Here is a 10,677-nt window from a genome sequence, read left to right on the forward strand (position 1 = left end):
CTCCCCGGGGCCGCGCCCCTTCTTCTGCCTTGCCGGCGGCTACACCGGCGTCAGGCGCGCGGTGAGCCAGCGGTCGCCGTCCTTGTGCATCTCCATCCGCACCCGGCTACCGGTCGTCGCCGCCTCCGGCGCATCCGAACTCGTGGTGATCTGGTTCAGGTACAGCAGCACCACCGCGTCGTCCGGAGTCGCGGAAACGGGCGCGCCCGCCTGCACGGTCACCTGGACGGTGAGCTTCTTCTCCTTGGCACCCGGGGCGATCGTCTCCTGCACCAGCTTGGTGTAGTCGTCCTTGAACGAACCGGTGAGACCGTCTGCGGCCGCGGCAAGTTGGTCGTCGACCTTGTTGTAGTCGTACGACAGCATCGCCTTCGCCTGGTCGCCCGCGGCCTGCACCGCGTCGACGCGGGCCTGCTCGGTCGCGACGTCCTGCCGGTGGCCCCAGTACAGCCAGCCGACACCGCCCGCCAGCGCGAGGACGAGCACGCCCGCGATCGCCGCCAGCGCGATGCGCAGCGGATCACGCTTGCCGCCCGAAGGCGCCGCGGCGTCCTCGGCGGCGACGTCGTCAGTTGCGGCCTCGCCGACAGCGGCGGCCCCGTCGACCTTCTGCTCGGCCGTGTTCTGCTCGGCCGCAATGGAATCCACGTCAGTGGGCTCGGTCGGCTTCACCGACTTCTCGTCTTCGCTCATGGCACGAACTCCACCTTCGACGCCGTCATGGTCCCGCCGTCGTCCGTGACGGTCACCCGCATCCGGAAGTCGCGCGGGCCGTTCTGCGTGTTGTCCGGGGTACTGACGTCGGCGCGCGCCGCGACGAGAACCTTTGCGGTATTACCGTCTTCGCTCTGGATCCCCGATTCGATGATCTTGCCGACGGTGGTGACCCCGGCCTCCTTGACCACGCTGACGAAGGGGTCCTGGCGACCGTCGAACTCGGACTTGAACTCGCCACTGGCTCCCGCGAGGATGCGGTCGACGTCCTCCTTGGCGGTGTCCGGCTTGATGGTGGTCAGATTGAGCACCGTCTGTCGGGCCACCTGGTCGAACTGGCCACGCTTGGCGTCGCGCTCGTTGGCGGAGTTCCGGTCGATCAGCAGCACGATCCCGGCGACCACAAGCGCTACCACCAGCACTGCGACGCCGCCGATCGCGGCGAGCCGGCGCCAGTTGCGCGAGGCCTTCGACGGGGACGTCTCAGCCACGGGTTCCGAGTCGTCCTTCTCCTCGTCGGCGACCGGAATCTCGGTGGCGGTGGCCGGCTCGCCCTTGGCCAGGTCGACCTTCGGCGTCGCGTCAGCCGAGGCACCCGCCTCCGGGGCTACCCCTTTCGGCTCCGCGACAGCCGCATCGACGGTCGTCGCCGCGGCCGCCTTCTCGACGATCTCCACCGCCGGCCGGTCCTTGGCCGGTCCGGCGCTTCGACTCGCGCGCCTACGCGTGGCTGCTTCTTTCTTCGTGGGCGTCAGCCCTGCTGACGTGTCATCATCGTCTGCCACGTCGAATCCTCTCTCGGCTTACCCCCCGTGGCCAGCGCGGGCTGGGAGTACAGGCGACCGTCGGCGGTCGTGTATTTGCCCGTGGTTGGGTCGTACGGTCGTGCCGTGACTGGCGCGCCTCCGGTTCCCTGATACGAGCTGGGAACCGTCTTGTACGAGGGTACAGACGGATCCTTGGGGGGGCCGTTGGGCGGGTTGTTACCCAGCGGAACGTAGCCTTCCGGGCTCTTGCACTCCTCGACCGTCCCTGCCCGCTTGCCCGGGAACTCCATGCACGGGTAGTTGCGGGCGCCGCGAACCGCGGTGGGATCGTTCGGTGCCACCTTGCAGAAGATGTCGGACGGGGTGTCCGGGGTGGACACCTGGTCGCCCGACCGCCACTGGTCGGCGGGAATGAAGCCGGTGGTGCACGGCGGCGGATCATTCACCTCCAGTGCGAAGTTCACGATCGCCCCGTCTTCGAGGGGACCCTTCTTCGCGGCGGTCATCAGTCCGGCGACGAGCGGCGGATAGGTCACCAGAACCTGCTCGATGCTCTTGTTGTAGATCACGCCGACCTCGCCGACGCTGACCAGGTTTGTCAGCAGCAGCGGCAGTGTGGGTTGCAGTCCCTGGAAGAGCTCGTTCGCCTGCTGCGCGGCCTCGGGCCCCTTCTCGAGCAGGTCCCGAATCTGGGGGTCGCTGGCCCGCAGCTGGTTCGAGAAGGTCACCAGGTCCCGGGTCCAGGATCGGATCGCGTCGCTGCTGACCACCTGGGTGTCGAGCAGCGGACCGGCCTGGTCAATCAGCGTCTTGGTGGCGTCGACGTTCTTGTTGGCCTCCTGAATGAACAGTCGCGCCGAGTCGATCAGCCGCTGCAGGTCCGGTCCGGCACCGTTGAACGCCTTGAAGGACTCGTCCACCACCAGCTTCAACTGGGTGTTCGAGATGCTCTTCACCAGCGTGTCGGCCTGGTCGAGCATGGAGCCGACATCGGTCGGAACCGCCGACCTGTCGAGCGGGATCACGTCGCCGTCCGACAGATACGGCTCGGAATCGGTGCGCGGGATCAAATCGACGTACTGCTCACCGATCGCCGAGACGCTCTTGACCGTCGCGTCCACGTCGGCCGGAATGTCGTAACCGCTGTCGATGGACAGCTTGGCGTCCACCCCGGTGTCGGTGAGCACGACCTCGTCGACGGTGCCGATGTTCGTGCCCCGGTACGCCACGTTCGCGTGCGGGTACAGGCCGCCTGTCGACGGCAGTTGCACGGTGACGTCGTAGCGGCCGATCCCGAACAGTGCAGGCAGCCGGACGTACTGGGTGGCCATCACCACCAGACCGATCACGGTCAGGATCGAGAAGATGATCAGCTGAGCGCGGACGAACTTCGTGAGCATCATGGCTTGGGCGCTCCTAGCTGCGGCAGTCCCGGAATCTTCGGGAGCTGCGGAAGACCCGGAATTACCGGTGCGGCAGCCGGTTTCGGCTCAGGCTGAATGAGATCGGGACGCTTCGGCGCTGGCACCTGCAACGGATTTGCCGCCTGACCCGCGGTCCCGGCGATGGTCCCGAGCGCACCCTCCACACCGCCGAGAGTGCCGCCGAGACCCGTGCCGGTCAGGAAGTTCGTGTCCAACCGCTGGTTGGTCATGTCGATCGTCATCATCAGGTTCGCGTAGTCACCCCGGAACACCTGGTCCAAATTCTTCATCGCGAACGGGAACGTGAGCATCAGGGTGAGCACATTGGTGAGCGCGCTGCCGGTCGCGGCCAACTCGTTCAGCAGCGGCGCCAGCGACTTCAGATTGGCCTTCAGGTCGTCGCCACTCTGGTTGATCACGCGTGTCGCCGTGTCACTGAAATTCCCCAGCGCAACAAGAGCGTCGGTGAGATTCTGCCGCTGCCCGACCAACACCTCGAGCGCCGGCGGAATGCCGTCGAGTGCAGCTGTGAGGGTGGCGCTCTGCTGGTTGACGGTACCCGCCAACTTGTCGATGCCCTCCATCGCGGACAGGATGTCCCCGCGCTGCTTGTCCAGGCTGCCGACCAGGTTGTCGAGCTGGGGCAACAGGTCCCGCACCGAATCCGTGCGACCGTCGAACGCTGCGTTCAGCTCCTTGGTGATGTCGTTGATCTGGGCCAGGCCGCCCCCGTTGAGCACCACCGACAGCGAGGACAAGGTCTGCTCCGTCGTCGGGTAGGCACCGGCCCGCTCGAGCGGGATCACGTCCCCGTCCTTCAGCGTGCCCTGCGGCGCGATCCCCACCGGCGGCGCCAGTTCGAGGTGCTGCGAGCCCAGCAGGCTGGTCTGGCCGATCTTCGCCGTCGCGTTCGCCGGCAGCTGCACGTCCGGATTCAGCGACACCGTCACCAGCGCATGCCAGTTCTGCACCTCGATCCCGGACACCGTTCCGACGGTCACGTCATTGACCCGCACCGGCGAATTCTGGGACAGCGTAGTCACATTGGGCATTTCGATCTCGACCGTGTACGAGCCGTCCTGCTTGCCCTGGGTGCCGGGCAACGGAAGCGAGTTGAGCCCGTTCCATTCGCATCCGGTGAGGGTCAACGTCAGCCCGAACGCGACGGACACCATCGCGACCTTGCGTCGGGTCTTCGAGCGGGTGATCATCGACCGCCTCCCGGCTTGAGCAGTGCCCCGAGATCCTTGGGCACGGTGACGGTGGGCATCGCCGCGAGCGGCCCAGCGACGGTGTTCGCCGCGGTGGTGGCCGGCGCCTTGTTCGCCAAACTCGGCGGCGAGTACGCGATCTGGTCGGGCTTCGCCCACGCGCCGATCGCCGGGTTGGTGAGGAAGCCGGGGTAGTTCAGGGCCACGGAATTCAGTACCGGTCCGAGGAACTCCTTGCACAGGTCCGCGCTCTTCCCCGAATCGTTCGTCTCGAGGCCCTGCACCAGGCCGCACACCATGGTGATCGGGTTCTGCGCATTGCTCGCTGCAAAGGCGCCGTTCAGCGATCCCTGCGCGGGAGCGTAGATGTTGTTGAAGTTGGCCAGCGCGTTCGGCGCGACGTGGAGAACCTGCTCGAGCTCCGGGCGCTTCTGCACGAGGACCTCGGTGGCGTCCGCCAGCCGACCGATCTGCTCGGTCAGACTCTCCCGGTTCTCCTTCACGAAGCGCTGCACGTCGCCCATCGCCAGGTCGAGGTCGCCGAGGGCCTTGCCCAGCTCGTCGGAGTTGTCCGCCAGCATCGAGGAGACCGACGCCAGCCGCCCGCCGAACTGCACGATCTGCTGATTGCTCGACGACAGCGCGGTCACGAACGCCTGCAGATTCCGGATCGTCCCGAACAGGTCGGTGCGTCCGTCCGAGAGGGTCTTCATAGTGTCCGAGAGCTCACGCAGGGTGGTCCGCAACGAATCGCCGTTGCCGTCAAGATTCGCCGCGGCGGTGTCGATGAAGGTGCCCAGCGAACCCTGATCCGCCGCACCCTGCGGTCCGAGCGCGTCGGAGAGCTTGGTCAGTTCGGTCTTGATCTCGTCCCACTCCACCGGAACCGCCGTGTTCTTCACCGGGATCGAGCCGCCGTCGCTCATCGCCTCGCCCCCGGAGTAGACCGGCGTCAGCTGGATGAAGCGCGCCGCAACGAGGCTGGGCGCCACGATGATCGCCTTGGCATCGGCCGGAATCTCCACCGAGCGGTCGACATTCATGACCACCTTAGCGTTGTCGCCGGAGGGGTCGATGCTCTCGATCTTGCCGACCTTCACGCCCAGCACCCGCACGTCGTCGCCGGCGTACAGCCCCGTGGTGGTCGGGAAGTACGCCGTGATGGTGGTCTTGCCGAGCCCGGGGAACAGCACGAACGCCCCCGCGACCAGGGCCGCCACCACGACGGCGGCGATGCCGCCGCGCAGCAGCCACTTCTTACGACTCGTCATCGGGGCACTCATCGGTTCGGATCCTTGAGCTCGGTGGTCAGCGGCGGCAACTGCTGCAGATCCTTCGGCACGTGGCCGGGCCAGACCAGCGAGTCGGTGAAGGTCTGGGTCAATGCGCCGACGCTGAAGTTCGCGACATAGGCGTCGAAGAACGGCCCGCTGCTCACGGCTTCACCCAGCGCGGTCGCGTACGGACCCAGCCCGTCGAGCGCCTTGCCGATGTTGTCCTTGTTCTTCTGCAGCACACCCACCACCGAATTGAGCTTGTCCAGTGTGGGTTTCATCTGCTGCTCGTTGTCCTGGACCAGGCCGGTCAGCTGCCGCGACACGGAGGAGATGTTGGTGATCAGCTGGCTGATCGCGGCGCGCCGGCGGTCGAGTTCGCCGAGCAGCTGGTTGCCGTCGACGATGAGCGAGTTGATCTGGCCGCTGCGGTCCGCGAGGATCTTCGTCACGCTCTCGGCCTTGGCGAGCAGATCCCGCACACTCTGGTCGCGGCTGTTGATGCTCTGCGAGAGCCGGGAAATCCCGTCGAGCGCGGACCGGAGCTCCGGCGGGGTGTTCGCCAGCGCCCCGGACATCGCGTTGAGCGAATCGTTCAACTGCTTCGTGTTCAGCTCGGAGACACTGTTCGTCAGGTCGCCGAGAGCGTCGTTGAGCGAGTACGGGGAATTGGTGCGGTCCACCGGGATCACGCCGCCCGCCCGCATCGAACCGGCACCCTCCGGGCTGATCTGCAGCGACTTGCGGCCGAGGATCGTATTGGTCTTGATGTCGGCCCGGGTGCTGTCGCCCAGGCCGATGCCCTCGTTCATCGAGAACGTGACGAGCACCTTCTGGTCGTCGAGATCGACCTTGTCCACCTTGCCGACGTTGACGCCGGCGACGGTGACGTAGTCGCCGGTGAGCAGGCCACCGGCGTCCTCGAAGTAGGCCTGGTACCGGGCGCCACCGGAGAGGAACGGCAGCCGGTCGTACTGCAGGCCGGCGAGCACCAGAGATGCCGCGACGACGATCCCGATGATGCCGATCTGTACTGGATTTCTTGCCTCGCGATGGCTCATGGCAGCCGTGCACACCTTCCGGTGGTCTGGGCCGGGGTCGTCGGGAGTTCCACGTGAAGCTCCTTGCCGTCCGGTCCGGAGAACTTCCACCCGACCGAGCACGTGTAGAACTGGAAGAAAGCACCGTAGGAACCGGTCCTGATCAGCTTCTTGTAGTCCTCGGGCAGCCGCTCGAGCACCCAGTTGATCGTGTCTTGGCCCTGGTCGAGCTGGTTTGCGACGCGGCCGGCCTCGGTAATCGTGGCCTGCAGGTCCGGGCGGGCTCCCTCGAGCAGCTGAGCCAGATCACCGGTGGCGGTGGCGATCTTCGGGATCGCGTTGCCGATCGGATCCTTGTCCTTGGCCAGCCCGCTCACCAACTGCTGGAGCTGGTCGATGGTGGTCGAGAACTGATCGCCCTTGTCGTTGATCGTTTTGAGCGTCGTGTTGAGGTTGGTGATCACGTCGCCGATCAGCTTGTCCCGGTCCGCGAGGGTCGAGGTGAACGAGCTGGTGCTGCCCAGCAACGAGACCAGCGTGCCGCCCTGACCCTGAAACACCTGCACCAGCGCGCCGGTGAGGTCGTTGACCTGCTTGGGATCCAGGCCGCGCAGGAGCGGTTTGAAACCGCCGAGCAGCAGGTCCAGGTCGAGCGCGGGCGAGGTCTGCGACTGCGGAATGGTGCCGCCGTCGCCGAGAGACTCCGCGGAACCGGCACCCTCGAGCAGCTCGAGATAGCGGTCTCCGACCAGGTTCTCGTAGCGAACCGTCGCCTTCGTGCTCTGCAGCAACGGGTACTTGGTGTCGACGGTGAAGTCGACCTCCGCGAGGTTGTCGGAACCGACCGAGACGCTCTTGACCGAGCCGACGGGGACGCCCGCGATACGGACCTTCTCGCCGGCCTTGAGCCCGGACGCGCTCGTGAACTCGGCGCGATAGCCGTCGGAACTGCCGAAGCGGAACTGGCTGAACACGATCGCCAGTCCGGCGAAGATCAGCACCATCACGGTGGTGAACGCGAGCAGCTTGATCGTGGTCGGCCGCATCACTTCTGCCCTCCCCGCGGCGCCACGCCCGCGTAAAGCCACTGGAACATACTCGGCACGTTTGCCGCGACCTTGGTCGACGGCACGTAGGGCACGGTTGCGTTGTCGGTCACGACGAACTTGGCGTTGCCGTCGCGCCTGGGATCGAAGTCGGGCAGGCCCCAGCAGTTCGGGCCACCCGTCCCGTTGACCTTGGGCAGGCTGTCCGGGTAGGTGTACGGCTTCGCCCCTGGCACAAAGCTGGCGCTGAGTTTGAATCCGGGTTGGTTGCCGCCCTCGAGTGCCTCGGCGAGCGGCAACACCTTGTCCAGTCCCACGATCAGGCAGTTGATGCTCGGCGAGTACTCGGACAGCAGCGCCGTCGTCGGCTTCAGCAGGGACAGCGACTTCGTCAGGTTCGCCTCGTTCGTGGTGAGCACCTCGTTGGCGGTGTTCGCCAGCCCGGTCACGTTCATCAGCAGCAGGTTCAGGTTCGCCTGCTCCTCGACGACGGTGCCGCTGGTCGCGGTCGCGTTGTCGAGCAGCTTCATCAGGTTCGGCGTGACGTCCGCGTAGGTGTTGGTCACCGTGGCGGCGGCGGCAAGGTCCTGCTGCAGTTGCGGCAGCGTCGGATTCATCGTCTTCAGGTACGAGTCACTGTCCTCGAGCAGCTGTCCGAGCTCCTCCCCGCGACCGTGCAGGGCCGACGAGATCGCGCCGAGCGTGGCGTTGAGCTTCTCCGGCTCGATCTGCTGAAGCAGGGTCGACAGGTGCTGGAACAGGGTGTTGAACTCCACCGTCACCGAGGACGCTTCGATGTTCGAGCCCGGGGCGAGCGACGTCGACGACGCCTGGTCGGGCACAACAAAGTTGACGTACTTCGCACCGAACACGGTGGTGGACTTGATCTCCACCTTCGCGTTCGACGGGATCAGGTCCAGCTTGGAGGGATCCATCGCCAGATTCAGTCGGGCCTGGCCGTCTTCCTCCTCGATGGAGGCGACCTTGCCCACCTGAACCCCGCGCAGCTTGACCTTCGCGTCGCGGTCCATCACCAGTCCGGATCGCGGCGCGGTCACGGTGACCGGCTCGGAATCGGTGAAGCCGCCGGCGAACATGGTCAGCGCGACAGCCACGACGGCTACCAGGCTCCCCACGAGCACCAGCGCCGCGATCTTCTTCTTCCAGGTGGATTCGGTCATGCGCGCTATCCCGAGAGGTTGAAGTTGCCGGACCCGCCGTAGATGGCGAGTGAAAGGAGCAGGGTCACGGTGACCACGGCGATCAGCGAGGCGCGCACCGCGTTACCCACGGCCACGCCAACGCCGACCGGGCCGCCGCTGGCGTTGTACCCGTAGTAGGTGTGGATGAGCATGACCGCCAGCGCCATCAGGATCGCCTGCCCGAACGACCACAGGATGTCCGTCGGTATCAGGAAGGTGGAGAAGTAGTGGTCGTAGACGCCCGAGGACTGGCCGTAGATGACGACGGTGGCGAAGCGGCTCGCGATGAACGAGGCGACGACGGCAAGCGAGTACAGCGGGACGATCGCGATCATGCCGGCCATGACACGGGTGCTGACCAGATAGGGGATCGACGGGATCGCCATCACCTCGAGGGCGTCGATCTCCTCGGAGACCCGCATCGCGCCGAGCTGCGCCGTCGAGCCGGCACCGATCGTCGCGGCGAGACCGATGCCCGCGATGACCGGGGCGGCGATGCGCACGTTGATGAACGCCGCGAAGAAGCCGGTGAGGGCCTCGACGCCGATGTTACCGAGCGAGCTGTAGCCCTGCACGGCGATGGTGCCACCGGCGAACAGGGTGAGGAATCCGACGATCACGACGGTGCCGCCGATGACGGCGAGCGCACCCGTGCCCATGCTGATCTCGGCGATCAGCCGGATCGTTTCCTTGCGGTAGTGGAAGACGGCCCTGGGCGCCGCGGCGAGGGCGCGCCCGTAGAACAGCGCGTGGTCGCCGATCTTGTCGATGGACTGGGAGATCTTGCCCATACCGCGCCGGGTGCCACGGAATCGTCCGGTCAGTGCGAGTGCCATCCGGTCACCCCGCCGTCAGTTTGATGCCGACGGCGGTGACCAGGACATTGACGACGAACAGCGCCATGAAGGCGAACACGACTGTCTGATTGACGGCGTCACCCACGCTCTTGGCTCCACCCTTCACGTTGAGACCGAGGTAGCAGGCCACCAGGCCCGCGATCATGCCGAACAGACCTGCCTTGAGCTGCGAGAGCATGAGCTCCCCGAAGCCGGTCAACAGCGTGATGCCGTTGACGAACGCTCCCGGGTTGACGCCCTGCAGAGAGACCGAGAACACGAATCCGCCGGCAATACCGATGGTGGACACGAGACCGTTGAGCAGCAGCGCGACCACGGTCGACGCGAGCACCCGGGGGACGACGAGGCGTTGGATGGGGTCGATGCCGAGCACCTTCATCGCATCGATCTCCTCGCGAATGGTGCGCGCGGAGAGGTCGGCGCAGATCGCGGTCGCGCCCGCGCCCGCGACGATCAGCACGGTGACCATCGGCCCGATCTGGGTGACCGATCCGAGTGCGGCGCCGGCCCCGCTGAGGTCGGCCGCGCCGATCTCTCGAAGCAGGATGTTGAGCGTGAAGCTCACCAATACGGTGAAGGGCACCGCGACCAGGATGGTCGGCAGAATCGACACCCGCGCGACGAACCACGACTGGTCGACGAACTCGCGATGCTGGAAGGGCGGCCGCACCATCGCACGGAAGGTCTCCCCGGTCATTTCGAAGAAGCCACCGACCGCGCGCAGCGGCACGGCAAGGAGGTCGTTCACTGTCCCTCCTCGTCAAATTTCGCGCGCACAGCTCGGGAAGGCAGGCCGACATTCCCCCCGGCGTCTGTGATGCAGGTCATACTAACTAGAACGTGTTCACGTGTCAAAGCCGTTCCCCCTCCGAGCCATTCGTGCGCGTCAAGGCAAGAACTGGCGACATCGTCCCGCTGCCCGGCTCGCGTGCGTTCATCGGTTCCGTGACTGTCGCGACGGGCCGGTCCTCGAGACTCGAGAGCCCGAGCACCGCCGCCAGGTTGGACATGGTTCGCCGAACCTTCGATCGACTACTCACGTTGCCTGCCTACACCTTTCGCCGGTCCGAAAACGCAAGGGATGTGTATCGCCGCGGCGCGGACCGACGTGGGAACCGGCCGGTGCGGGGGGCGGTGACAAC

10 protein-coding genes are annotated in these 10,677 nt (G+C 66.1%); all 10 read right to left on the reverse strand.

Annotated elements, in window-relative coordinates; genetic code table 11:
- Nucleotides 1-39 precede the first annotated feature (39 nt).
- Complete coding sequence (locus ACFXGJ_RS22135; RefSeq protein WP_378624875.1) at nucleotides 40-693, reverse strand: h domain protein; 654 nt, start codon at nucleotides 691-693, stop codon at nucleotides 40-42.
- Complete coding sequence (locus tag ACFXGJ_RS22140) at nucleotides 690-1,391, reverse strand: hypothetical protein (RefSeq protein WP_378624877.1); 702 nt, start codon at nucleotides 1,389-1,391, stop codon at nucleotides 690-692. Before ACFXGJ_RS22140 ends, ACFXGJ_RS22135 begins: the two co-directional genes overlap by 4 nt.
- A 74-nt stretch (nucleotides 1,392-1,465) precedes the next feature.
- Nucleotides 1,466-2,884: an MCE family protein gene (locus ACFXGJ_RS22145; protein ID WP_378624879.1), complete on the reverse strand. Its 1,419-nt coding sequence runs from the start codon at nucleotides 2,882-2,884 to the stop codon at nucleotides 1,466-1,468.
- Entirely contained in the window at nucleotides 2,881-4,116 is a 1,236-nt protein-coding gene (locus tag ACFXGJ_RS22150; protein ID WP_378624881.1) for an MCE family protein, read from the reverse strand. The genes ACFXGJ_RS22145 and ACFXGJ_RS22150 overlap by 4 nt, the downstream gene beginning before the upstream one ends.
- Entirely contained in the window at nucleotides 4,113-5,387 is a 1,275-nt protein-coding gene (locus ACFXGJ_RS22155; RefSeq protein ID WP_378624883.1) for an MCE family protein, read from the reverse strand. Before ACFXGJ_RS22155 ends, ACFXGJ_RS22150 begins: the two co-directional genes overlap by 4 nt.
- An 8-nt stretch (nucleotides 5,388-5,395) precedes the next feature.
- Nucleotides 5,396-6,451 (reverse strand): MCE family protein, encoded by a 1,056-nt coding sequence (locus ACFXGJ_RS22160; RefSeq protein ID WP_378624885.1) that lies wholly within the window; start codon nucleotides 6,449-6,451, stop codon nucleotides 5,396-5,398.
- Complete coding sequence (locus ACFXGJ_RS22165) at nucleotides 6,448-7,476, reverse strand: MCE family protein (protein ID WP_378624893.1); 1,029 nt, start codon at nucleotides 7,474-7,476, stop codon at nucleotides 6,448-6,450. The genes ACFXGJ_RS22160 and ACFXGJ_RS22165 overlap by 4 nt, the downstream gene beginning before the upstream one ends.
- On the reverse strand, nucleotides 7,476-8,657 hold the full coding sequence (locus tag ACFXGJ_RS22170; RefSeq protein ID WP_378624887.1) for an MCE family protein: 1,182 nt from the start codon (nucleotides 8,655-8,657) through the stop codon (nucleotides 7,476-7,478). The genes ACFXGJ_RS22165 and ACFXGJ_RS22170 overlap by 1 nt, the downstream gene beginning before the upstream one ends.
- A 5-nt stretch (nucleotides 8,658-8,662) precedes the next feature.
- The gene (locus ACFXGJ_RS22175; protein WP_378624889.1) at nucleotides 8,663-9,514 is read right to left on the reverse strand and encodes an MlaE family ABC transporter permease; all 852 of its coding nucleotides are present in this window, start codon (nucleotides 9,512-9,514) and stop codon (nucleotides 8,663-8,665) included.
- 4 nt (nucleotides 9,515-9,518) lie between these two features.
- Entirely contained in the window at nucleotides 9,519-10,283 is a 765-nt protein-coding gene (locus ACFXGJ_RS22180; RefSeq protein WP_378624891.1) for an MlaE family ABC transporter permease, read from the reverse strand.
- Between the last annotated feature and the right edge of the window lie 394 nt (nucleotides 10,284-10,677).

Source organism: Rhodococcus sp. NPDC059234 (assembly GCF_042754225.1).
Lineage (GTDB): Bacteria > Actinomycetota > Actinomycetes > Mycobacteriales > Mycobacteriaceae > Rhodococcus_G.

Excerpts from the sequence above, each read along its gene's own strand:
- ACFXGJ_RS22135 (WP_378624875.1), bottom strand. The coding sequence starts at position 693 with ATGAGCGAAGACGAGAAGTCGGTGAAGCCGACCGAGCCCACTGACGTG.
- ACFXGJ_RS22145 (WP_378624879.1), bottom strand. The coding sequence starts at position 2,884 with ATGATGCTCACGAAGTTCGTCCGCGCTCAGCTGATCATCTTCTCGATC.
- ACFXGJ_RS22150 (WP_378624881.1), bottom strand. The coding sequence starts at position 4,116 with ATGATCACCCGCTCGAAGACCCGACGCAAGGTCGCGATGGTGTCCGTC.
- ACFXGJ_RS22155 (WP_378624883.1), bottom strand. The coding sequence starts at position 5,387 with ATGACGAGTCGTAAGAAGTGGCTGCTGCGCGGCGGCATCGCCGCCGTC.
- ACFXGJ_RS22160 (WP_378624885.1), bottom strand. The coding sequence starts at position 6,451 with ATGAGCCATCGCGAGGCAAGAAATCCAGTACAGATCGGCATCATCGGG.
- ACFXGJ_RS22165 (WP_378624893.1), bottom strand. The coding sequence starts at position 7,476 with ATGCGGCCGACCACGATCAAGCTGCTCGCGTTCACCACCGTGATGGTG.
- ACFXGJ_RS22170 (WP_378624887.1), bottom strand. The coding sequence starts at position 8,657 with ATGACCGAATCCACCTGGAAGAAGAAGATCGCGGCGCTGGTGCTCGTG.
- ACFXGJ_RS22175 (WP_378624889.1), bottom strand. The coding sequence starts at position 9,514 with ATGGCACTCGCACTGACCGGACGATTCCGTGGCACCCGGCGCGGTATG.